This is a genomic window from Algibacter ulvanivorans (genome assembly GCF_048381495.1).
GTDB lineage: Bacteria > Bacteroidota > Bacteroidia > Flavobacteriales > Flavobacteriaceae > Algibacter_B > Algibacter_B ulvanivorans.
This window is the reverse complement of the sequence record NZ_JBLWGD010000001.1, coordinates 1067517-1092313: the sequence shown is the minus strand read 5'-3', so window position 1 is coordinate 1092313 and position 24797 is coordinate 1067517. Positions and strand designations below refer to the sequence as shown.

The 24797-nt window shown below is 31.1% G+C and carries 25 protein-coding genes; 19 read left to right on the top strand and 6 right to left on the bottom strand.

The genetic code is table 11. The annotated features are described in order from the left end of the window. Window positions 1–12: 12 nt before the first annotated feature. From ACNG5D_RS05085 to ACNG5D_RS05075, 3 genes are all read left to right on the top strand, one after another. Complete coding sequence (locus ACNG5D_RS05085; protein ID WP_418182410.1) at window positions 13–576, top strand: TetR/AcrR family transcriptional regulator; 564 nt, start codon at window positions 13–15, stop codon at window positions 574–576. Between the two features lie 67 nt (window positions 577–643). Next, window positions 644–1204 (top strand): carboxymuconolactone decarboxylase family protein, encoded by a 561-nt coding sequence (locus ACNG5D_RS05080; RefSeq protein ID WP_418182409.1) that lies wholly within the window; start codon window positions 644–646, stop codon window positions 1202–1204. Window positions 1205–1301: 97 nt separating this feature from the next. Continuing rightward, a complete protein-coding gene (locus ACNG5D_RS05075; RefSeq protein ID WP_418182408.1) occupies window positions 1302–1946 on the top strand; it encodes a DsbA family oxidoreductase in 645 nt (214 codons plus the stop codon). 75 nt (window positions 1947–2021) lie between these two features. Here ACNG5D_RS05075 and ACNG5D_RS05070 read toward each other — a convergent pair whose 3' ends face one another. From ACNG5D_RS05070 to ACNG5D_RS05060, 3 genes are all read right to left on the bottom strand, one after another. Beyond that, a complete protein-coding gene (locus ACNG5D_RS05070; RefSeq protein ID WP_418182407.1) occupies window positions 2022–2930 on the bottom strand; it encodes a TIGR01777 family oxidoreductase in 909 nt (302 codons plus the stop codon). A gap of 133 nt (window positions 2931–3063) precedes the next feature. Further along, the gene (gene mnmC2, locus ACNG5D_RS05065) at window positions 3064–3747 is read right to left on the bottom strand and encodes a tRNA (5-methylaminomethyl-2-thiouridine)(34)-methyltransferase MnmC2 (protein ID WP_418182406.1); all 684 of its coding nucleotides are present in this window, start codon (window positions 3745–3747) and stop codon (window positions 3064–3066) included. A gap of 173 nt (window positions 3748–3920) precedes the next feature. Continuing rightward, the gene (locus ACNG5D_RS05060; RefSeq protein WP_418182405.1) at window positions 3921–4424 is read right to left on the bottom strand and encodes a DUF4920 domain-containing protein; all 504 of its coding nucleotides are present in this window, start codon (window positions 4422–4424) and stop codon (window positions 3921–3923) included. A 94-nt stretch (window positions 4425–4518) separates the two neighbouring features. On the opposite strand from ACNG5D_RS05060, the gene ACNG5D_RS05055 reads away from it, so the two are divergent. Further along, entirely contained in the window at window positions 4519–5586 is a 1068-nt protein-coding gene (locus ACNG5D_RS05055; RefSeq protein ID WP_418182404.1) for a branched-chain amino acid aminotransferase, read from the top strand. Between the two features lie 36 nt (window positions 5587–5622). Here ACNG5D_RS05055 and ACNG5D_RS05050 read toward each other — a convergent pair whose 3' ends face one another. Then, on the bottom strand, window positions 5623–6009 hold the full coding sequence (locus ACNG5D_RS05050) for a pyrophosphohydrolase domain-containing protein (protein WP_418182403.1): 387 nt from the start codon (window positions 6007–6009) through the stop codon (window positions 5623–5625). Between the two features lie 468 nt (window positions 6010–6477). Between ACNG5D_RS05050 and ACNG5D_RS05045 the strand changes: the two genes are divergently transcribed. The 14 genes from ACNG5D_RS05045 to ACNG5D_RS04980 all read left to right on the top strand — a co-directional run bounded on the left by ACNG5D_RS05045 (window position 6478) and on the right by ACNG5D_RS04980 (window position 22062). Continuing rightward, window positions 6478–7005 (top strand): hypothetical protein, encoded by a 528-nt coding sequence (locus tag ACNG5D_RS05045; protein ID WP_418182402.1) that lies wholly within the window; start codon window positions 6478–6480, stop codon window positions 7003–7005. A gap of 128 nt (window positions 7006–7133) precedes the next feature. Next, on the top strand, window positions 7134–8855 hold the full coding sequence (locus ACNG5D_RS05040) for a tetratricopeptide repeat-containing sensor histidine kinase (protein WP_418182401.1): 1722 nt from the start codon (window positions 7134–7136) through the stop codon (window positions 8853–8855). Beyond that, the gene (locus tag ACNG5D_RS05035; protein ID WP_418182400.1) at window positions 8852–9475 is read left to right on the top strand and encodes a response regulator; all 624 of its coding nucleotides are present in this window, start codon (window positions 8852–8854) and stop codon (window positions 9473–9475) included. Before ACNG5D_RS05040 ends, ACNG5D_RS05035 begins: the two co-directional genes overlap by 4 nt. Before the next feature lie 78 nt (window positions 9476–9553). Beyond that, entirely contained in the window at window positions 9554–10372 is an 819-nt protein-coding gene (locus tag ACNG5D_RS05030; protein ID WP_418182399.1) for a hypothetical protein, read from the top strand. A 47-nt stretch (window positions 10373–10419) separates the two neighbouring features. Continuing rightward, entirely contained in the window at window positions 10420–11154 is a 735-nt protein-coding gene (locus ACNG5D_RS05025) for a LuxR C-terminal-related transcriptional regulator (RefSeq protein WP_418182398.1), read from the top strand. Window positions 11155–11167: 13 nt separating this feature from the next. After that, window positions 11168–11971, top strand: a complete 804-nt coding sequence (locus ACNG5D_RS05020; protein WP_418182397.1) for an alpha/beta fold hydrolase — start codon at window positions 11168–11170, stop codon at window positions 11969–11971. Between the two features lie 111 nt (window positions 11972–12082). Beyond that, a complete protein-coding gene (locus ACNG5D_RS05015) occupies window positions 12083–13651 on the top strand; it encodes a T9SS type A sorting domain-containing protein (RefSeq protein WP_418182396.1) in 1569 nt (522 codons plus the stop codon). Between the two features lie 133 nt (window positions 13652–13784). Then, window positions 13785–17141: a T9SS type A sorting domain-containing protein gene (locus tag ACNG5D_RS05010; protein ID WP_418182395.1), complete on the top strand. Its 3357-nt coding sequence runs from the start codon at window positions 13785–13787 to the stop codon at window positions 17139–17141. A gap of 127 nt (window positions 17142–17268) precedes the next feature. Further along, window positions 17269–17889: a hypothetical protein gene (locus ACNG5D_RS05005; protein WP_418182394.1), complete on the top strand. Its 621-nt coding sequence runs from the start codon at window positions 17269–17271 to the stop codon at window positions 17887–17889. Window positions 17890–17996: 107 nt separating this feature from the next. Beyond that, window positions 17997–19322 carry a DUF5723 family protein gene (locus ACNG5D_RS05000; protein ID WP_418182393.1) on the top strand — a complete coding sequence of 442 codons (1326 nt, stop codon included), beginning with the start codon at window positions 17997–17999 and terminating at the stop codon, window positions 19320–19322. 93 nt (window positions 19323–19415) lie between these two features. Beyond that, window positions 19416–19796: a helix-turn-helix transcriptional regulator gene (locus ACNG5D_RS04995; protein ID WP_418182392.1), complete on the top strand. Its 381-nt coding sequence runs from the start codon at window positions 19416–19418 to the stop codon at window positions 19794–19796. Window positions 19797–20127: 331 nt separating this feature from the next. Then, window positions 20128–21147 (top strand): SRPBCC family protein, encoded by a 1020-nt coding sequence (locus ACNG5D_RS04990; protein WP_418182391.1) that lies wholly within the window; start codon window positions 20128–20130, stop codon window positions 21145–21147. Between the two features lie 3 nt (window positions 21148–21150). Then, a complete protein-coding gene (gene crcB / locus ACNG5D_RS04985) occupies window positions 21151–21516 on the top strand; it encodes a fluoride efflux transporter CrcB (protein ID WP_418182390.1) in 366 nt (121 codons plus the stop codon). Between the two features lie 105 nt (window positions 21517–21621). After that, window positions 21622–22062, top strand: a complete 441-nt coding sequence (locus tag ACNG5D_RS04980) for a hypothetical protein (RefSeq protein WP_418182389.1) — start codon at window positions 21622–21624, stop codon at window positions 22060–22062. 72 nt (window positions 22063–22134) lie between these two features. On the opposite strand, the gene ACNG5D_RS04975 is transcribed toward ACNG5D_RS04980, so the two are convergent. After that, entirely contained in the window at window positions 22135–22737 is a 603-nt protein-coding gene (locus tag ACNG5D_RS04975; RefSeq protein ID WP_418182388.1) for a DUF1684 domain-containing protein, read from the bottom strand. 1 nt (window position 22738) lies between these two features. Then, window positions 22739–23266, bottom strand: coding sequence for a DUF4252 domain-containing protein (locus ACNG5D_RS04970; RefSeq protein ID WP_418182387.1), 528 nt, complete (start codon window positions 23264–23266; stop codon window positions 22739–22741). 268 nt (window positions 23267–23534) lie between these two features. Between ACNG5D_RS04970 and ACNG5D_RS04965 the strand changes: the two genes are divergently transcribed. Beyond that, the gene (locus ACNG5D_RS04965; protein WP_418182386.1) at window positions 23535–24749 is read left to right on the top strand and encodes an MDR family MFS transporter; all 1215 of its coding nucleotides are present in this window, start codon (window positions 23535–23537) and stop codon (window positions 24747–24749) included. The last annotated feature ends 48 nt before the right edge of the window (window positions 24750–24797 follow it).

The following is a 24797-nucleotide window of genomic DNA, read 5'->3' as shown; positions in this document are numbered from 1 at the left end:
TAATTAAAAATAATGGCTAGAAAAAAGCAATATAATGAAGACGACGTAGTAGAAAAAGCTATGCACCTATTTTGGGCAAATGGTTACGAAGCTACATCTATGCAAATGCTTGAAAAAGAAATGGGCATAAATAAGTTTTCTATATATTCTAGCTTTGGCAACAAACACGGTTTGTTTTTAGAAAGTTTAAAAAAATATAAATTGTTAGTAAAAACAACTTTTGATACTTTTAAAAACGGAACACGTGGCGTTGAAGATATTAAACAGTTTTTTTATGATTCTATAAAATCTAATTTTAAAACAGGTCATTTAAAAGGATGCTTTGTAACCAATACATACAATGAATTTTCTGAAATAGAAGATGAATTAATTAATAAACAAATGCATGCTTTTATGAATAATTTAAAATCTATTATTATAGAAAAGTTACAAATGGATACAACAAAAGATAAAGATACCGTTTTAAAACAAGCTAACTATTTACTTTTAGCAAAACATGGTTTAGCAGCTGCTGCTCGAGTAAACACACAAAAAGAAATAGAAGATTATATTGAATTAACGTTTAAAAACATTTAAACATTTTTTTTACACAATAACTAAACGATTGTTTAGAAATAATTAACATTAATAAAAAAAGAAAATTATGACAACATTAAAAGTGCACAACAACGAAACGGCTCCAGAAGGCAGTAAACATTTATTAGAAAAATCTCAAAAAGCATACGGAATGATACCTGGCTTACACGGTGTATTAGCAAGCTCTCCACAAATACTAGAAGCTTACCAAACATTACATGAGTTATTTACACAGTCTGCCTTTAACGAAGAAGAGCTTACTGTAGTATGGCAAACTATTAACGTAGAGCATGCTTGCCATTACTGTGTTCCTGCTCATACAGGAATAGCTAAAATGATGAAGGTAAACGACAATATTACTAATGCTTTAAGAAATGAAACACCATTAGAAAATAAAAAACTAGAAGCATTAAGAAACATGACATTAACTATTGTTAAAAACCGTGGGCATGTATCTCAAAACGATTTAGATGCATTTTATGCCGTTGGATATCAAGAAAAACATGTGCTAGATATTATTTTAGGCTTATCTCAAAAAACAATTAGTAACTATGTAAACCATATTGCTAATACATCTGTGGATGAACCTTTTAAAAAGTTTGCATGGTCTAAAGAGAATGTGGTTTAAAATATATTAATTAACCATATATTGATTGATAGCTATAAACCTTCCGTATATTTCGGAAGGTTTATTAATTGCAAAACACCTTAAAAACATATTATAAATGAAAGAAAAAATAAAAATAGATATTGTATCCGATGTTGTATGCCCTTGGTGTACCATTGGCTATAAACGTTTAGAAAAAGCCATAGCAGAATTAGGCTTTAAAAACCAAATAGATATAGAATGGCAACCGTTTGAGTTAAACCCAAATATGCCAAAGACAGGGCAAAATGTAACCGAACATATCTCTGAAAAATATGGAGCAACCATAGAACAACAAAAAGCATCGCAACAACACATGGCAGATATTGGCGAAAGCTTAGGTTTTAAATTCGATTATTTTAATGAAATGCGCATGGTAAACACCTTTGACGCTCACATTTTACTAGATTATGCTAAAGATTTTGGCAAGCAAACCGAATTAAAAATGACGTTAACTAAAGCTTTTTTTAGTGAACGAAAAGACGTTTCGGATAGAAACATTTTAAAACAAGCTCTTTTAACTGTTGGCTTAAATGCCGATGAAGCATTAGCAAAACTAGACAACGAAGATGCTCGCTATAAAGTAAGAAGCATACAAAACCAATGGAAAAATATGGGTGTTAACTCTGTACCTACTATAGTTTTTAACAAAAAAAGTGCCATTACAGGAGCACAACCAATAGATACTTTTAAACAAGTACTTACAAAATTAATTACAGAATAAAATATTAAAGCTTATAACTAACTATATACATTAAATAGCTGCTCTTTAATTTAATACTTAATTAAAAAAAACAGATTATTTTAATAAACTATTTAAAGCGGGTTCTAAATAATTATACTTAAAAAAGAAGCCTTTATCTACTATTTTTTTCGAGCTTACTCGCTGGCTTTCAAATAATAAAGCATGCATATCGCCTAAAATTAATTTCATAAAAAACTTTGGAATATTTGGCATAAACAAAGGTTTATTTAACACATTTGCAACGGTTTTGGTTAACTCGGTATTTGTTACTGGATTTGGCGCAACACCGTTGTAAACTCCTTTTAATTTATATTTTAAAACGTATAAAAACATGTTTGCCAAATCATGAATATGAATCCAAGATTGCCATTGCTTACCGCTACCAAAAGCGGCCCCAAAACCAAACTTTACTGGTTTTACTATTTCTGTTAGTGCGCCTCCGTTGTTTGCCAATACTAATCCTATTCTAATTTTTGATACCGCAATGTTAAGTATAGAAAATGCGTTTACAGCTTCTTCCCAAGCTGCGACTACTTGCCCTAAAAATGAAGCACTAATCTGGGTATGAGATTGGTCGTAATAATTAGTTAACGAGTCTGGATAAACTCCAATAGCACTTGCTGAAATAACTTGCTTAACATCATGATTGTTTATAGCTTTTAAGCTATTAACCAACAAGGCTGTTGTGTTTTTTCGGCTAGATATAATTTCTTGTTTATAACCAGTGGTCCATCGTTTAGATACGGTTGCTCCTGCTAAATGAATTATAGTATTTACTCCTGTAAAACAATTTGTGTCTATTTCGTTTGTTTTTGGGTTCCAATAAAACCCTTTATAATTTTCTTCTTGTATAAGCTTAGATTTACTTGTGGTTAAGTAGTTAACTTTTATGTTTGACTCTTGACAGAGCTTAACGATTTCTTGCCCTACTAACCCTGTTGCTCCTGTTATTAAAACACGCATTTTCTTTTTTATTTAAAGTTACAAAATGCTTACTGCCTTTACTAGGGTTTTATGTAAGGTTTAACAGAAAACATAATAAAACAAACGGTTTTTAAGATAAAATTTAAAAAAGTAAACTTTTATTTTTATAACGTTACTTTGTTGCTCTTAGCATTTCGCGTTTTCCTGGAGGTCCTGGTAATCGCTCTACAGTAAAGCCTACGGTTTGCATGGCTCTGCGCACGCTGCCTTTTGCTGAGTAGGTTACTAAAATGCCTTTGGGCTTTAAAGCGTTATACATTATTTTAAATATAGTTTCTGTCCATAATTCGGGTTGTACCCGGGCTCCAAAAGCATCAAAATATATAATGTTATATGTGTTTACTTGGTTAATTTCTGAAAAAAATTGTTGCTGCTTTGTTAATATAAAACTGGAATTTATTTTATGTGCAATTTCCCATGTTGTGTTATGAAGCTTTTGGAATAGTTTATCGCCTTTCTCTACCTTTAATGTTTTTGAGTAATTTAAAGCTTGTATTTCTGCTTTTGAAATTGGGTAGGCTTCTACTCCGCTATAATTTATTTTTTGTTTTAATTTTTGGGCTTCGATTACGGTTATAAATGCATTTAGGCCTGTACCAAAACCTATTTCTAGTATATTAATTTCTTGTTGCTTGCTTTGGTTTTGTAGGAGTTGGGTATAATATTGTAAACCGTGCTTTATAAATACATGATAGGCTTCTTGTATGGCGCCGTGCTTGGAATGGTATTGTTCGTTCCATTCGGGAATTTGTATGGTTGTAGAGCCATCGGCTGTTATAATAATGTCGCGTTTCATGTAATGGCTTTTCTTGTATTTTTACTTTGTATTGGTTTTATACTGGTTTTTGCAAACTTGCCCGCGTTAGGGATTGAACGGTGTGTTTGAGCTCGCCGACCTTAGGAGGCAGCGAGTAGTGAAAGCCCGACCCTTGTGGTAACGCCCTTAATTGTTTTGTGCGTGTTTTGGCTTTATTGAGCTACTAGTACGCCATCGGCCTGGAATGAGTAGGTGCGTTTTGGTTTGGTTATTTGGGCTATTTCTTCGGCAGATTTTCCTGCATCTTCAGCATAGTGGCGTTGCTCATCGACAGATACTTCTTGTACAAATGCTTTACCATTTATTATTACGTTTTTACCCGCTATGTCTTTGGGCACAAAAAATGCGTAGTCTTTAAATTTTACCATAACTTCGTTTTGGGTATCTAGGTTTAATCGCATCCAGCAACCTTTTGATTGGCATACGCTATTTACTTGTGCTATCATTTTCGAGTCTATACTGTCGCCAACTTTCATGGTTTTATAGTGTGCTGCCATAGAGCTTGCCTGTACGGCATCGGTTGCTATAATTTGCTTTCCAAATGTGGCGTATGCTATTTTTTCTGCTTTTTCTGGTGCTTTTGTTGGTTCTTGACTTTTATTCTTACAAGAATTTAACATTAAAACGCATAGAATTACTAAGGTTATTGACTTCATGGTACAAATATTTCAATTTTAAACGATTTCTGTAAATATAGCGCTTTTTTAAAAACGTTTTTCTTTAAATTTGTACTTACAAATAACTAGACTTATGAATACTATTATCAACGATATAGAGGTTATAAAGACTGAAACTTCTAAAATCAACGACGTAGATTTTGACAATTTAAAATTTGGGCATGTTTTTTCTGATCACATGTTGGAATGTAATTTTAAAGATGGTAAATGGCAAGCACCTAAGGTAAAGCCTTACCAACCTATTGTTTTAGATCCGTCTGCCAAAATTTTTCATTATGGGCAATCTGTTTTCGAGGGCATGAAGGCTTACAAAGATACCGATGAAAATGTCTGGTTATTTCGTCCTTTAGATAATTTTAAGCGTTTAAACATTTCGTCTAAACGTTTGGCTATACCCGAACTTCCTGAGAATTATTTTATGGATGGCTTAAAGGCTTTGCTTGAGGTTGATAAGGATTGGATTCCTAAAAAAGATGGAAGTTCTTTATATATAAGACCTTTTGTTTTTGCTTCTGGTAATGGTTTTCATGCATCGCCTGCTAATGAGTACAAATTTATAATTTGCACAGCGCCTTCTGGTGCTTATTTTGCAGGAGAAGTTAGAGTTTTAATTGAAGAAAAATACTCGCGCTCTGCTAATGGTGGTGTTGGTTTTGCTAAAGCTGGCGGTAATTATGCTGGGCAATTTTACCCAACGCAATTGGCTATAGAAAAAGGCTACCAACAGGTTATATGGACTGATGATAATACGCATGAATATATTGAGGAAGCTGGTGCCATGAATATTTTTATTCGTATTAATGATACTTTAATTACAGGTCCTACAAGTGATAGAATTCTTGATGGTATTACGCGTAAAAGTATTATTGAATTAGCTGAAGCCGAAGGTATTCCTGTTGAAGTTAGAAAAATAACTGTTAGTGAGGTTGTTGAAGCTGCCAAAAATGGCTCGCTTAAAGAGATGTTTGGTGCCGGTACTGCTGCGGTAATATCGCCTATTGATGGTTTTGGTTACCAAGATGCAGATTACGAATTACCTAAACTTGATAAAACTTACGCTAGTTTCTTAAAAAAGCGTATAACCGATATACAAACAAATAAAGCTGAAGACCCATTTGGATGGCGTTATGCAGTTAAATAATTTGATAAAAAAAGCAGCCATTTGGCTGCTTTTTTTTTATTTCTCTAATATAGATTGAATATTTGGCTTAAAATAGTTAGGTCCTTTTAAAACTTTACCATCTTCTCTGTATATAGGTTGACCGTCTTCCCCTAGTTTACTCATGTTGCTTCGTTGAATTTCTTCAAAAACTTCTTCTATTTTATGCTGCATGCCATGTTCTATAATGGTACCGCATAAAATGTATAGCATGTCTCCTAAAGCATCTGCAACCTCTACTAAGTCGTTATTGTTTGCTGCTTCAAAATACTCTTCGTTTTCTTCTTTCATTAAGTTAAAACGCAATGTATTTTTATCTATACCTAAATTGGCTTTTGGCGTTTCTCTATGTCCTATTTTAAATGCAGTATGAAATGCTTTTACAGCTTCAATTTTATTTTTCATAATATTATATTTTTCATTTCTATGGTTAAGGAAATCATTTAAGTTTTCTTTAAATTTGCATAAAAGTAATTATATGTTTAGTAAAGGTCAAATCATTTTCGGAATTATATTCTTCATAGTCTTTGCTATTGTAATTACCTATACTTACCGTAAAGATTTAAAATTACATAAACGTTTTTACAAAGGAAGCATATGGGTTTTAATTGCTTTTATCTCTTTTATTTTATTTATTTCGGCTATTAAGTTTTTCTTTAAGTAAACTTTTAGTTTTAGCTGTAAACGTTAAATTTTAACATACTTTCCTGCACTTATAACACCCTTACTTCGGTTTTATTTGCATTTTGTCTAGATTTTAGTTTTTTAAAAAGTTGATTTATCTAAATTAATAGATAAATATACCTGTTAATGGGTATGTTTTTACACTCCTTTTTTATGGAGTTTTGTTTACTAACCAATAATTATTTTAATATGATGAGAAAAGCCAAAAACTACTCAGCACTCATTTTAATAGTCTTATTAATTACTGTTTTTAGTTGTAAAGACAATAAAAGTAATAAAAACAGTAATGAAGAGCATAAATGCACAAAGTGCGAAACACAATTAGACAAGTGTAAAACAAAACTAAAAAAAAGGAAAAAGAAAATACAACGAATAGACCAAAGAAGCCTTGATAAATCTGGAGAGTCTGTTGGTATTGAAAATTCAAAAATTGAAAATGGTATTGCTTACTTAGATTTAAGAGTTTTAAAAGGAACTAAAAAAAACATGGTAAAAGTTGTTAGCCAAGTGAACAATCTAATTACTTTAAGAATTAAAAGCGGAAACATAGCGTGTAATGAAAAAACTACTACTATTAAATATCAAGTACATTTAGCCCAAGATTCTGATGAAATAACTGTTGAAAGCTTTATTGAATGCAAAGGAGGATTTACAGAAAAACATAAAACATCGTTAGTACTTGGAACAGATGGAAGTTTACTAACTGATGAAAAATAACAAACACCTATATTTAAGTGAAATTAAAGTTTTGTATTTCTATAATTATTTTAATAAAATCGCTTTGTTACTCCCAACAAAGCGATTCTACTTTTTTTTATACTAAAAAAAGTTATTCTAACACGAAATTGCTAAACAATATAGCGCTCACTAAAAACGAGTTTCAAAAAAACTGGTTATCATTTATTTATTACATAAAAACTAACAATAACGATTCTGTTAACGCTTATTTAAATAAATTTAATAACGCGAAACTATTAGAAAACAAAAAGCTTAGTCGTTTTAATTATTTAAAAGGCTTTTATTATAAACGAATTGATAATGATTCGTTAAGGTTTTATTTTTATCATAATGCTTATAAACTATCTGAAAAAGAAAACGATACTTTAACGTTACTTAAAAGTTTAGAACAATTATCTCAAACCTATAATTACAAAACCGACACCCCATACAATAAAGAATATTTAGACCTACTATATAAAAATGCTATAAAATATAATTCGCAATCTTATATCATTAGATATCATTTTTTAAATGGTAATTATTATTTATTAAGAAGCCACGGAAAAAAAGCCTTAACAAGCTACAAAACGGCTTTAAAATTCAACTTTAATAAAAACGATAGTATTTTACTTCCTTTACTTTATAACAATATAGGGAGCACTTATACCGAAGAAATAAATTTACCAGACTCGGCTATTTACTATTTTAAAAAACAGTCTAAATTTTTAAAAACCAATAACGAAAAATTTTCTAATTTTTTAAATATTGGTAGCGCTTGGAGAAAAGCTAACAACAATAACTTAGCCATTAATTACTATATGATGGCAGACAGTTTACCTCTAGATTTTAATGTTATTTCTAATAATATATACATTAAAGAAAACCTGGCACATCTAAATAATGATATTGGAAACCATAAACAGGCATATAAATACCTTTTGGATTATGTAAAACTATCAGATAGCCTTAAAGCTGATGAACATAAAATATCAATCGCTAATATTAAAGAGCAATACGATAACGAAAAACTTAGAGCCGATAATTTAGAAAGCGAATCTAAACGCAAACAAAACAGAAACTTACTTTTTGGTGCTTTACTTATTATATTTTTTGGAAGCATAACAGCTTTTCTAATTCAAAAAAATACCAGAAAAAAACAAAAACTTGCCGAACAAGAAAAAGCCTTACAAACACAAAAACTTGCAACTGTACTAAAAGAACAAGAATTAACCAGTATTGATGCCATGATAGAAGGCCAAGAAAAAGAGCGTCAACGTATTGCTAACGACTTACATGACGATTTAGGCGGGCTAATGGCTACTGTTAAACTTCACTTTAATGTTTTAAAAGACAAACAAACCCCAGAGTTATTCGATAAAACCAACATACTCTTAGACGAGGCTTACCAAAAAATTCGCTCTATAGCACACACCAAAAATTCTGGTGTAATTGCAAAACAAGGCCTGTTAAAAGCGGTACAAAATATGGCAGACAAAATCTCTGTATCAAACAAAATTATAGTCGATGTAATTGACCATGGATTAGAAAACCGATTAGAAAATAGCTTAGAACTAACTATTTTTAGAATTATTCAAGAACTTATAACCAATGTAATAAAACACGCCCAAGCTACCGAAAGCACTATCCATTTAACAAATCATGACGATACTTTAAATATTATGATAGAAGACAACGGCAAAGGTTTTAACCCTAACCAAGTAACCACCAAAAATAAAGGCATGGGTATAAGTAGCATTGATAAACGCGTAGAGCATTTAAATGGAAAAATGACCATAGAATCCGAACCTAATAAAGGCACAACCATAATAATAGATATACCAATATGATACGATTAGCCATTGCAGAAGATCATCAATCGCTTATTGATGGTATAAAGTTACACTTAGAGTTTGAAGATAATATTACAATTGTTGGTACGGCAAACGATGGTGAAGCGCTATTAAAAATTATCGAAAAAAAACAACCAGATGTTGTTTTAACAGACATAAGGATGCCTAAAATTAATGGTATTGAAGCTACAAAACAAATCAAGAAAAACCACCCAAACATTAACATACTAGCTTTTACTATGTTTGAGCAGATAGAAGCCATCCAGCAAATGTTAGATGCAGGAGCCTCTGGCTATATATTAAAAAACTCAACTTTAAAAGAGGTACATACTGCCATTTTAACTGTGGCAAGAGGCGAAACATATTTTGATGCTAACATAAACACCAATGCTTTAAGTTCTAAAAATAACAACAAAGCAAAAGGAGTTTTAACCAAACGTCAAATTCAAATACTCGAACTTATTGGACAAGGAAAAACATCAAGAGAAATTGCCGATTTGTTATTTATTGGTATACATACTGTAGATACACATAGAAAAAACATGGTTCGTATACTAGGTTTGCAAGGAAAAGGAGAATTAATGCGCTATGCCTTAGAAAAAAAATACAAGTTTTAACAGATACCTAATATTGGGTATGGTTCTGTGTTTATTTTTTTTAAACCTTTAATTCTATAAAAAACAAATTTTAACAAAATGAAAAAATCTGGATTAATTATTATTTTTTTAGTTTTATCTATTAGCTCTTACAGTCAAACTACTTTAAATTTAAACCTAAATACCAAAGTAGAAAAACTTACAAAAACGTTAAATGAAGGAGATTACACCTTAAAAATGAAAGGCGATTTTGAATGTAAAAAATATAAATTGAATATTACAATTAATAAAACATTTAAAGAATACCCAAAAATTGATGTATCTCAAGAGAATAAAGAAAAAAAAATATGCTCATACACCCCAGAATATGAATCATTTAAACTAGAGCGCAATACAGAAGTAGAAGTTACCATTTATGTCATTGAAAAAGAAAACCCAGACAAAATATTCAAAAAAATAAAAAGAATTTACACCACAATTAAAACACGCAAATGGATAACATCGTTTGGAATATCGGGCGTTAAACTAGTAAAAGCAGATACCTATAGAACTATTGCGGATGGCGATAAATTTATAATAAGCAAAGGTGGCAGCCAAGAACAATACAAAGCCATACCTGTTATGATGTTTTCGGTGTTAAATTTAAAAAACGAAAAAGCTTGGATACCTTCTGGCGGTTTTGGCATCGACTTAGAAAACGTTACCGCCTTTGCAGGTATTTCAAAAGCATTTGCTCAAAATTTTATTATCACGGGCGGAATAGCAATGCACAAACAACTTAGACTTAACAGTCAGTATTTAAAAAACCAAATTGTAGATCAAGAAATTCCGTTTAACGAATTAAATACCGATTATTATAGGGTAAACCCATTTATTTCTATTACCTTTCACTTAAACAATAACATTTTTAAAAAATAATAATCATTAATTAAATATTAATAGCCAACAAGATTCTCTCAAAAACTATGATTAAAACCAACTCTAATTTTATTAATGAAATTGCTTCAAAATTAAAAACATTAGATTTTCATAAAAACGATTTTTCAAACATTGAAAACTTCCCTCTTAATGCTAAGCAATGCTTATATGTTATCGATTGGCAAGATGCAAAAATTTCGTATCAACGTGATATAGAAAAAATATTAGGCTATTCTGAAGAAGAATTTAACTTAGAAAACATATTAAGTATTGCACACCCTGAAGATTTAAACTTAATTAAAAGGATAACTCAAGCCGTAGTAAATCATCTTACAAATAGCACATGCTATAGTTTAGAAAACAGCTCGCTTAATTTAACTTACAGGTTTAGAAAAAAAGATAACACATACGCTAAAATATTAAGACAATCATCTCTTTTTGAAGCTACTACAAATGGAAAAATGAAAAGCAATCTATCTTTATTAACAGACATTTCATTTTTTGATAACTCAAATACTGTGCAATGGGAATTTAATGCCCCACATATAGAACAAGAAGCTTTTAAACAAGAAGTGTATAAAGAGTTCACAACCTTTTTTACGCCTCGAGAAGAAGAAATTATCAAACTAATTTCCAGCCAAATAAACACAAAATCCATAGCAGAAAAACTTTTTATTAGCGAGCATACAGTTTATTCTCACCGAAAAAACATTCTAAAAAAAAGTAACTGCCATAATGCTAATGAGCTTATAGAGTTTTGTATTAAAATAGGTGTTCTATAACTTATAAATTAAAATGAAAAACAAGTCGCAAATAATAAACAACATAAAAATAGCTTATCTAGATAACGAGAGTAAATCTAAAATTACCATTGTTTTTGTGCATGGTAACTCGCAAAGCGTAAAAAGCTACAACAACCAACTAAATAATACTGAGTTAAACACATACAGACTTATCGCTTTAGATTTGCCTGGGCATGGCAAATCTGCTTCTGTTAATAACTATTCTATACCTTTATTTATAAATACTTTGGCTACTTTTTGTAATACATTACAGCTTAAAAACTATATTATTGTAGGACATTCTTTAGGAGGACATTTTACCATACAAGCCCTACCCAAATTATCGCATTGTATTGGTGCTTTCATTATAGCAGCATCGCCTGTAAGCATACCTCTAAACATTGCTAATGCATACTTACCAAACGCATTAATGAGTTTACTCTTTAAAAAAGATTTAACAGATAAAGAAATAAGTCTTTTTGCCAACAGCCTAACAACAAACTCTTCAATAGCAAAAAAAGATATTAAAAATACCGATGCAAAATTTAGAGAACATTTAGCCACCTCTATTGAAAATGGAGATATGCTAAACGAAGTCGATATTTTAGAAAAAACAACCATTCCCATAGCAATAATTGTAGGGGAAAATGATGCACTTATAAACACAAACTATATAAAAACTCTAAATATCCCTATGCTTTGGGGCAAAAACCCTTTACTTATAAAAAACGCATTACACAGCCCGCAAACAGATACACCAAAACAACTAAACACAATATTAACCAACTTCATTAAAAACTATAAATCAACAATTTAAAATAAAAATTTAATTACACTTATAAAAAAATCCCCAATACTGGGGATTTTTTTGCGTTGCTACATTTGCTAAATTTGAGAAGCTATTAATTAATCTTTAAAAACTCTCATTATGAAACAACTACTACTTTTTATTACATTACTAGCATGTACTTCTTTCAACATTGAAGCACAAATAATTTGGCAAAACACTATTGGAGGAAATACCTATGATGATATTGAAGATGTTATAAATACTTCTGATGGGGGTTTTTTACTTATTGGTCTATCCGAATCTGATATTTCTGGCGATAAATCTGAAAACTCAAAAGGCGCTGCCGATTTCTGGATTGTTAAAACAAACAATCTTGGTGTTGTACAATGGGATAAAACCCTTGGAGGTAGTGGTAATGATTACCCAGCAACTGCCATTGAAACTGCCGATGGCAACTTTGTTATAGTAGGCGGATCCAACTCTAATATTTCTGGTGATAAATCTGAAAACTCAAAAGGCGGTTTCGATTTTTGGATTGTTAAAATAGATAATACCGGAACCGTGCTTTGGGACAAAACCATAGGTGGCTCTGACGATGATTATGCTATTACAATAAGCGAAACATCAACAAACGATTTAATAATTTCTGGCGATTCTGCATCTAACACATCTGGCGATAAATCTGAAAACTCAAGAGGGTTTAGCGATGCTTGGATTATAAAAACCACAAGTACCGGCACTTTAATTTGGGATAAAACTTTAGGCGGCGATGCCGATGAAGAAGCTATAGGGTTAGAATTAACCCCAGATGGCGGTTATATTATTGGTATTATTGCCGAGTCTGGAATATCTGGAGATAAAACAGTAAATACTAGTAATAATGAAGATTATTGGGTTGTAAAATTAAGTAACACCAATACTATAGATTGGCAAAAAAACTATGGTGGCTCATCATCTTCAGCTAGTATTCTTACCGATTTAATTCCTACTAGCGACGGCGGTTACCTTCTAGCTGGCGATACAGACTCTGGAATTGGCGGAGAAAAAACCGAAAACACAAATGGAGGCACAGATTTATGGTTTATAAAAATTGACAATACAGGTGCTATACAATGGCAAAACTCTGTTGGAGGTTCTAACGATGAGTATGTTCCGTATGGCTTTGAAAAAGCAGGAGGCGGCTTTATCTTTGCCGCAGAAAGCCTATCCAACACTTCTGGCGATAAAACAGAAGATAGTAATAGTAACGACATTTGGGTAATAGAGCTTGATGCTAGTGGCAATGTAATTGCAGATAAAACCTTTGGAACCAACTCCACAGAATATCCAGAACAAATAATACCAACTAGCGACGGTAACTATGTAATTGTAGCTTCTGTTAACGATCTTTCTGGAGACAACACAGAAGCACCAGTTGGAAATACCGACTATTGGTTATTTAAAATAGATGAAAGCACATTATCTGTACCTACAACTAAAAAAGATTTAAACCTAAACATTTACCCTATTCCAGCTTCAAATAAAATACATATATCTTCAAAAGAAATCATAGAGACTATTGAGATTATTGATATTACAGGCAAACAAATTTCAAAAATTAATTCACCCCAAAAAAGCATAGATATTTCAGAATTTCCAAAAGGCATTTATGTACTAAGGCTATATACAAAACATAAAACCTTAAACAAACGCATAATTAAACAATAAGCTATAAACCAACCGTTTACCGATATTTTTTTCGACCAAAAGCCAAAAAATCCCCAATATTGGGGATTTTTTGGCTTTAATGCATTTATTAAGTTTGAGAAGCTATTAATTAATTTTCTAAAACCCTCTCGTTATGAAACAGTTATTACTTCTTTTCTGCTTTTTAATTTTAATTCAAATACCTTCTACTTACGGGCAATGTCCTTCGGGTTCTAATGTAGATTCTGATGGCGACGGAGTTGTAGATTGTATAGACCCATGCATCTCTCAAGCTTCATCTAAAATAGGAAATTTAAGTTTCGAGTCTAATTTTACTGGATGGACAATCCCTCAAAATCAATCTTTTTTTTCAATAAACGAAGAGCCTAATGACGTTTTACATGGTAATAAATCATTATACATTACAGCTCCAAATGCAGGTGTATTTGAAAATCATGTAATATACTCTGAAGCTTTTACCTTAGAAGAAGGTGTTGCTTACAATTTTACAATTCCTGTTAAACGAATTGGTAATGTTGATGGCGATGCGTTACGATGGGTGCTTATAGACGAAAATGGTGTTTATAGGCACTTTAATAATTATTACAATTTTACAGAATCATGGTCTTACATAGAATTAACAAATTTTTATGCAGATTTTAGTAATTATTCAAGTAATAAATTCAGATTGCGTTTAGAGTTTGGTTTATCTACTACAGATATGGTTGTAGACAAAATTAAATTTTATGAATCTTCTCTAATGGAAGACCCTACATATGCCGATTACAATAGTGATGGAATTCCAGACTGTGGAAATATTAATGTTAGTACACACCCAGATTATAATGCTCTTGTTGCAACTTATAATGCTCTAAATGGACTAAACTGGGTTAACAACACCAATTGGTTAGATACTACAAAACCGCTTTCTAGTTGGTATGGAATTACAGAAACCAATGGCAGGGTTACAGGTATTGAATTACCTAACAATAATTTAACAGGAGTTGTCTCTCATATCGTAGATGGGTTATCTGAATTACAAAGGCTAAATTTTAGATCAAACTCTATAACAGGAACTATTACAGAAGATTTAGGCAATTTAACTAAATTAACATTTTTAGACTTAGCTTATAATTTTTTATCTGGCAACATTCCAATTCAATTAGCAAATCTACAAGCATTAAACTGGCTAGATCTTGCAAACAACCAATTATCTGGTAATGTACCTAATGCACTTACAAGTTTACCTAACTTAACCCGTTTAGGATTAAGCACTAACAATTTTAGCGGAACACTTCCAGATTTTACAAATCAAAATCTATTTGTTTTTACTTTTGATAATAATTATTTTCAATTTGGTGACTTTGAAAATGAATTTACCAGCTACCAAAACAATGTAACTCAACTTATTTACACACCTCAAAAAACTATTGGAGAGTATACAGAATTTTCAGCAGAAATAGGAAGTACACAAACATTAAATACAAATGCTAGCGGAAGCCAAAATACTTATAATTGGTATAGAGTAAATGCCGATGGAAGTGACGGAGGTTTTCTTACAAACTCTTCAGAATTAAACATAACAATTAATAACACAGACGATTACAAATGGTTTTACTATTATAACGTAAACAGCACTTTGGTTCCTGGTTTAGAAATTTGGAGTAATTATTTTAAAATCTCCGAAGTTCCAACAAGCAGCCCAGACTACAATGCTCTTGTGGCTTTATACAATAGTACAAACGGAGATAATTGGAATAACAACACCAATTGGTTGGATACTACAAAACCATTAAGTTCTTGGTACGGTATACAGATAAAAGACAATAGAGTAACTACCTTATCTTTAAGTCGTAATAACCTAATAGGAACAATACCCACAAGTTTAGAAACACTTTCTCATTTAGAAGAAATAGATGTTTCGAGAAACAACATAAACGGAGAACTTCCAGATTTTGGGCAATTAAACAATATAAATAAGCTACTTGTATTTAATAATGACTTTTCTTTTCTAGATTTAGAAACAAATTATACCAGTAATAAAAGCATTGCAGAATTTAACTACCAAAATCAAAATCTTAAGGATAGTGCTATTATTATTGATGGTGTAATTGGAAATAATTATTCACTAAGTATAACAGAGGTTCTAGGCACCAATGTACAATACCAATGGTATAAGAAAAGAAAAAGTTATTACACAAATACTGATGATGTAATTGTAGATGCAAATAGTAAAGATTATACAATAAATACTTTAACAGAATCTGACATGGATTTATATACATGCAAAGTTACTAGCGCGAGTATTCCAGATTTAATTATCGAACGAAATACCATTAACATAAAAGGTGAAATCTCTCAACTTCAAAAAGATGCTTTAATTGCAATTTACAATAGTACAAACGGAGATAATTGGACTAACAACACCAACTGGTTATCAAACGAACCTATATCTACTTGGTATGGTGTAACAACTAATGGCAATAAGATTACAGAACTCAACTTCCAAAACAATAACTTAACAGGTACTTTACCTACCGAAATTGGAAATTTAACAGGTCTAGAGTGGCTATCTTTTTACCTAGGAAATAACATAAGTGGTCCCTTACCCGAGTCCATTGGGAACTTAACAGAACTTAGACTTTTAAGCTTTGAAGACAATAATTTTACTGGAGAAATACCCAATTCTTATTCTAATTTAACAAAACTAAGCGGTTTTTGGTTATGGAACAATAAACTATCTGGTAATGTGCCAGAATTTCTAACAACCTTTAACAATCTAGTATTTTTAGATATTAGTTTTAATCAATTTAGTGGCACCTTACCAGATTTTACAACCTTACCAAATTTAAATTGGCTTAATATTAGTAGTAATTATTTTAATCCTAATGACTTTATTCAACAATTTGAAGCATACAAAAACTTACAATATAGTTGGAACAATTTCAGCTATTATTCTCCACAATATACTATGGATGAAGCTGAAGAAGTAAGCACTTCTATAGGCAACAGCATAACTCTAACTATAACAGATACGCCTTCAACATCAAAATCAAACACATCAAAATCTATATATGCAGCTAATACCTACCAATGGTTTAAAGACAATATACTTATTTCTGGTGCTACAGCAAGCAGTTATACAATTAACAATGCACAAATAAGCGATAGCGGTATATACCATTGCGAAATAACAAATCCAGACATACCCGACTTAACTATAAAAAGACAACCTATTACACTTAATGTTGGTACATTAAACATCGATAAAAATGATACTAATAAAATTAAAATCTACCCAAATCCAGTAAAAAACGTTCTAAAAATTAAATTAAACAATACGCAGGCAGAACACGCTACATTAATGGATATAACTGGAAAACAAATTTTAAACCTAAAATTGCAATCTGAAATAACGGTAATTGATATTAACAACTTAAACGCTGGTATGTATTTACTTCAAATTAAAAACCAAGAAAAAATAATAACAAAACGTATTATTAAAGAATAGAAATTAAAAATTCGCACTTTATCGATAAACTTTTCGACCAACAGCTTAAGAATCCCCAGTATTGGGGATTTTTTTATGCATCATATTTATCTAGGTTTGATTAGCTATTAACAATAAAACAAAAACCATGAAAAAATTTAAACAAATCTTTTTTACCTGTCTATTATTTACGCTTGCATTTTCTTGTAGTACAGATGATAGTTCGGACGATTCTGATCCTGAAAAATTTGACGGATCAACAAAAGCCCTTGAAGATTTCTTCTCTCCAGAGTTAGTAACTTCGTTAAAAAATTTAGGCTTTGTTATTAACGAAGGAGCAAACCCTCCAAACATTGAAGGCACCTATTTTTCAAGTCCTTTTATTTTACAAGGCACAACCGTTCCTGGCGAATCTATTGGAAAAAGCTTTGCCGATTACACCTCTACCTTTTCAAATCAAGACAATAACGAACTTACCATTGATTTTAATGGAAGTGGTGGCTCTCAAGTTGATGTTGGTTACGGTTCCTTTGTAGCTGGAAACGACAATAATTTTTCTGTTTACTTAAAAAACACAACACAAATAGGCACATATACTGCCGAAACAGCTTTTGCCATTTCTGGTATAATAACAGAAACTGGTATAAAAAACTATCAATTTGCTTTAATGATGCTAGATGACAAAGGAGATATTGAAAGTGTTTATATAGAAAATAACACAGGTAGACTTATACATGATTCCGATTACTTTTCTGAAAAAATCGAGTAACATAATATCATAAGAAAATAGAATAAAAAAAATCCCCAGTACTGGGGATTTTTTAACAAAAAGTTCTATTGTATGTTTGAAAGCTATTAACAACCAAACCATATAAAATGAAAAACTTAAATTATAAACTATTTTTACTATTACTTTTAATTGGTGCTACACAAGTAATCGCCCAAAGCTATATAGGTTACGCTGTAGATAATTATTCGGGAGTGCATGGATTAACCTCAAACCCATCCAATGTTGTAGACTCTAGACTTAAATCAGATTTCAATTTATTGTCTGCAAGTGTTTTTGGAGGTAGCGATTATTTTGGAATTAATGTAAGCGATGTAATAAAATCTGATGGTGGTTTTGATTTTGAATCTGATGCCGAAAAATTCCCTTCTGATGCTAATAACTTCTTTTTAAATGCAGATATTTTAGGTCCTTCGTTTATGTTTAACCTATCTTCTAAAAGCAGTATTGGTGTAGTAAGCAGAATTAGAGCCTTTTTTAACATTAATAATATTAGCGGAGAACTTTACGAAAACATTTCCGATAATTTTGATATTGGGGAAGACTTCGATTTTAACTCTAAAAACTTATCGGGTACAATACATGCTTGGGCCGAAATTGGTTTAGTATATGGACGAGTACTTTTAGATAAAGAAAAAAACTTTTTAAAAGGTGGTGTAACCATTAAATATTTACAAGGTGCAGGTGGAGTGTTTTTAAACAGTCCGAGCTTTACAGGGCAATACAACGCTACAAACGAAACCTTAACCACTACAGGAGAGTTAAAATATGGCATAAGTCAAGATTTTGATAATGATGATATTGAATTTAAAAACTTAACTGCTGGTTTTGGCGCAGATATAGGTTTTACATACGAACATAGACCAAATGTTAATTTAGATTCTGTGACCAGAAAACACAACAAATACAAATTAAAAATTGGAGTATCTATTACAGACATAGGATCTATAGATTATAAAGAAAGTGTGGTAACAACGTACGACCTAAACGGAACCGCTGATGCCTCTACTTTTGATGAAGACACCGAAGACTTTTTAGATAACAATTACACGAGCACAGAAGAAACTATAGCGCAAAAAATAAACCTACCAACTGCATTTCACTTTCTTGCAGATTATCATATAAAAAACAAATTATATGTTAGTTTACAAACCAACCTATCGTTAGTTAAAAAAAATGCAGCTAATAGCAACAACATTATAAACTCTGTTACTATATCGCCACGTTTAGAAACCAAATGGTTTAGTTTATACACACCTGTTAGCTTTAGGCAATACGGAGATTTTGCTTGGGGTGGCGGTTTTAGAATAGGGCCTTTAATGGTTGGATCTGGTTCTGTACTAACCAACTTACTTACAGACACATCAAAAACAACAGATGTTTACGTAGGTTTAAAATTACCTTTATACCAATAAGTGTTAAAATAAAAAAAGTAAAAAAATCCCCATCTATGGGGATTTTTTAGTTTACATTAAAAATTTAAATTGCTACATAATTAGTAATCGTATATGACAGCTTTAAAAAATATATTAAATACCATAAATGATATTAAGTTAAAGGGCGAAAAACTATCAGACCAAGATATTTTAACCATACTAAAAGCTACTAAATCTATAACTAAAAACAAAACATATATTAACTCTTACATTGCGTTATTTAATAAAATTGATTCAAAAAAATTAAACAATATAAACGCTTTAACTAAAAGAGAATTACAAATTTTACAAGCCATAGGAAAAGGTTTTAACACAGCAAACATTGCTAAAAATTTAAGCTTAAAAGTATCAACTATAGAAACACACCGAAAAAATATTCGTAAAAAATTAGGACTTGTTGGTAAAGGAAAACTTATTGAATACGCCATGCTTAACAATTTAAGTCCAAAATAAAAAATAAGAACAATTTTACACGCAACCTTTTTATAAACTATGCATCTATTAAATAACTAATCCATACTAAAATGAATTTAATATTAATTATTAGTGCTCTTATAGTTGTTAATTTAATCCTATTAGTATTTAGCGTAAATAAAAAAACCGAGCCTTAATTTTAAAGTTTTATTACATTATTTACACTTCAATTATTTAACTTTAAATACAAATCATTTTTTGTCTCTATAAAATTATTACTTACTATATTCTGTAAGGCTTTTTTTAACTAATCATTTTTAGATTTAAAAATCATTATCTTTGATTCTGTATAATTTTTCAAATTAAAGGAATGAAAGCTCTCAAATACATCTTATTTTTATTACTTATTGCTATAATTGGCCTTGCAATATATATTGCTGTGCAACCAAACGAGTTTGAAGTTAGCAGAACCAGAACTATAAAAGCACCTGCACCAGTAGTTTATAATAATGTTATTGATTTTAAAAACTGGGAAGCTTGGAATTCTTGGGCAGAAGCAAACCCAGATATGAAAATTATGCTTCCAGAACAAACACAAGGTATTGGTGGTTCGTATTCTTGGGAAGATCAAGATGGCATTGGTACCATGAAAACCCTAGCTACAACACCAAACCAAAGCATAACCCAACAAATGCAATTTGCCGATTTTCCGCCCTCTCAAGTAACTTGGAATTTTAAGCCTAACAAGGACGGAACAACAAATACAACATGGACCATTTCTGGTAAAGATTTACCTTTTGGCTTTAAAGCATTCGCCACATTTATGGGAGGCATGGAAAAACAAATTGCTCCGCATTATGAGCGAAGCCTAGAAAAACTAGACAGCATTGTGCAAGAAAGTATGAAAGTCTATACCATAAAAATTAATGGTGAGACAGAATATGGTGGTGGTTTTTACATGTACAAAACAACCGCTGCAACAAGTGCCAATATTAGCCAGATAATAGGCAAGCAATTTGGCGAAATCATGGGCTACATGGCGCAAAATAACATTATTACCAATGGCATGCCTTTTACTATTTATAACGAAATGAATGCCGAAAATGGCAGCGTTATAATGAGTAACGCAATACCTGTAAGAGATAAAATAAATGTAGACAGAACCAGCGAAATTTTATGTGGTTATACACCAAAAACCAAAGTATTAAAAACGACTTTAAAAGGAAATTACACCAATCTTCCTGAAGCTTGGGAAGCCACTATGGCCTATTTAGCTAATAACAATATGGAACAATCTAGTTTAAAACCTTTTGAAATTTATACAAACGACCCAGGCAACGTTCCTAACCCAGCAAATTGGATTACCGAAATATACATTCCAATTAAATAATAAATGAAAAATTTAATATTGGTTTTTTTAGGCGGCGGTTTGGGTAGCATACTACGTTATATTATTGGTAAGTATTTAAACAATGCCCAAACTGGAATACCTTACGGCACTTTTGTGGCTAATATTTTAGGCAGCCTTCTAATTGGTATTATTCTAGGTTTAGCAGCAAAAAACAACACACTTACACAAAGCCACACTTTATTACTTGCTACTGGGTTTTGCGGTGGTTTTACAACCTTTTCTACCTTTGCTTACGAAAACCATATCTTTTTAAAATCTGGCGATTTTACTAGCTTTGCCATATACACCATTGCCAGCTTTATTATAGGTTTTTTAGCTGTTTTTACAGGGCTTTTTTTAGTTAAATAAATACTTGATTTTGGAAAAAAAATCTGCTAACTTCGTTTATCGTCGGTTTTAAATCACTAAAATGATGTATATCTGTTAAACATTGTAACCATTTAGAAAGAACTTATGAAAAAAAGAAAAATTATTTCATTATTACTTTTAATTGTTGGAGTTACTTTAAGTATTGCCTTTATATTAAAGATTGAATTCCCTCAGGGGTTTGAGGCATATTTTAAAAGAGAATACTATAACCAATTTGGCCCTTTAGCCATAAGTATCGAACTTTTAATAGCAAGCTATTACCTATTTATAGAACATAAAAAGACGAATTTCGCTTTAGCTCTCTTTGGATTTACGGCTTTGCTAGATCCTCTTTTTAATAAAATAGGCCTTTTTAACAGCATAGTGCCCTTGTATGGAACAATAATCTTATCAATTTGCGGTCTACTATGCCTATGGTTCGCATTTGCAAACACATTTAAATTAAAACGTTTATCTAATTTAACAGCCTTATCAAGTATTATTCTTAGTGTTTTTGTTGAACTATTCTTCAATTATTACCTTTAAAAAACATTTGCCAACAAAGTACGTACTTAAAATCGTATACAAAAGCGTTAAAAAAAATTCTTCAAAAACACATCATTTCTTAAAAGCTTTAACACCAGCTTCTACTCTAGTTTTTAGGTAATTTTTTCTTGGCACTATTGGGCAAGAATACTTATCGTTATAAGCACAATAAGGGTTGTAAGCTTTATTAAAATCTATAACCATGGTGTTGCCTTTAGGTATTTTAGCATCTAAGTAACGGCCACCTCCATAACTTTCTAAACCGTTAGTTTCATCTAAAAAAGGCAAAAACAAATAATCTTCAAAATCTTCCTCTTTAATTAATTCTTGGTCTTGGTAAATACTAAGTTTAAACTGCTCGCCTTTTAAACTAAACGTTAACTCTCCGTACTTAACATATATTGGGCGTCGGTCTGTTGTGGTTTTCATTCTAAAAGTTTTCTCGTTTGGTGTTCTTTTAAAATTAGCCTTTACAATATAAGTAGAATCAAACTTAAAAAAATCTAAACCTTCAAAATTTCTCCTGTCTTTGTTTTTTAAGGGCGATTTACTAGCATCTTTATAATTAGCATTAATTTCGCGTTGAAACTCTGTTTCGCCTTGTATTGGGCGCTTATTTTGAGCACAGCCAAATAACGTTATAAAAAGTAAAGTTATTAGTATAATATGTTTCATTTTAATTACTAGGATTAAAAGATGGATTAAGGTTTGTTTGGTACGATTGCATTAAATTATTTGAAAATGTATTAAAAGCATCTTCATTGGCAAACGATTTAATTTTTTCAGGATTAAAATGTCCTTGTAAATAATACGCCGTAGTTTCTGTTTCTGTACTATTAAAAATAATAGCATCAGTTACTATTGCCCCTAACTCTTTAACCGAAATAATTCGTGTGTGCTCCAATTCGTTTTTTCTAAACACATCGGTATAACCGCTATGAGTAACGGCATTCATTTCGGTAATTAAGTTATTACGTTTTAAGGCATTTATGTTTTGAAACTTTATATATTTAAAATCTGTAATATTGCCAACAGCATTTTTAACCTCTGGCGATATATTACTTAAAACAGCCTTCATAAAATTAGGCACTTGAAAAGATGTTGTTCCTACATCGGCCTTATGGTTATTATAAAAACTCTGGAAGTTAGTGCCGCAAGAAAACAGCATAAAACCTATACTTAATGCAAAAATTATTTTCTTCATTTTAAAAATTTATCATTGTAAAAATACAAGTTAAATTTATTTTAACTAGATTTGAACTTTAAAAGAATTAAAAATGCGTAATACCACCATTATTTATAAAAAGCAATTTACCTCTTGTGTAAAAACAAGGCGTTGGGCTCATTATATATTGTGGTGATATTTATATAACATATTACAATATTAAAAAGTCCGACTTCACCGTCGGACTTTTTATTTTTAAAGCAAATTCTAATTAATTAAAACATGTAGCATAAACAAACCTAAACTCATGAAAACATTATTTAACAATTACCTAAACACATTTAAAGGCCTTTCTACAGAAGTTTGGTGGCTAGCTTTAATAACGTTAATAAACAGAGCTGGCACAATGGTTATCCCTTTCTTATCATTGTATTTAACCGAAGATTTAAAATTTTCGTTAAGCAATGTAGGTTCTATAATGATGTGTTTTGGCTTAGGTTCTGTAGCTGGGTCTTGGCTTGGCGGAAAACTAACCGATACTATTGGCTATTATAAAGTTATGGTTAGGAGCCTTGTTGGTACGGGTATTTTATTTATAGCGTTACAGTTTTTAACATCGTTTTACGGGCTATGCCTAGGCATATTTTTAGTTATGCTTGTAGCAGATATGTTTCGCCCTGCAATGTTTGTGGCCTTAAGTGCATACAGTAAACCAGAAAATAAAACACGTAGTGTTACATTAATTAGGTTAGCTATAAACCTTGGGTTTTCTGCCGGGCCAGCCGTTGGCGGTATTATTATTACAACTTTAGGTTATGGAGGGTTATTTTGGGTAGATGGTATTACTTGTATGTTAGCAACGCTTGTACTATTTATGGTTTTAAACCCTAAAAAGGCCAAGGTTTTAGACAATATTGTTGTAAACAATCCAGATTCGGCATATAAAGACAAGGCTTTTGTTATTTTTTTAGTTGCTATGTTTTTATTTGGTGTTATCTTTTTACAATATTTCTCTACCATGCCAATATACTATAGAGAAGTACATGTATTATCTGAGCTTGATATAGGCTTACTTTTAGGTGCCAACGGATTTTTAATTTTTCTTTTAGAAATGCCCTTAATTAAATGGCTGGAAAACAGTAAGTTTTCTAAAACAGAACTTATGCTAGTTGGCGCTTTATTAACAACATTAAGCTTTATTATTTTAAATTTAACAGCCTGGTCTGGCATATTAATTATTGGTATGTTTTTAATGACTATTGGAGAAATGATTGCCTTCCCTTTTTCTAATGCTTTTGCTTTAGACCGTGCAAAAAAGGGCAATCAAGGTGAATATATGGCGTTATATTCTATAGCTTTTTCTATGGCTCATATATTTGGCCATAAAACAGGTATGCATATGGTTGATGGATGGGGTTTTGATAATACTTGGTATATGATTACTCTAATTGGAGGGCTTTGTATACTTTTATTACTTATTTTAAAAAGCCATTTAAAATTAAAAGAAAATGATAATAAATAATTAAGCTTTTAGTAAAAAACAGAAACGGGTATTTTTATAAAATATGGC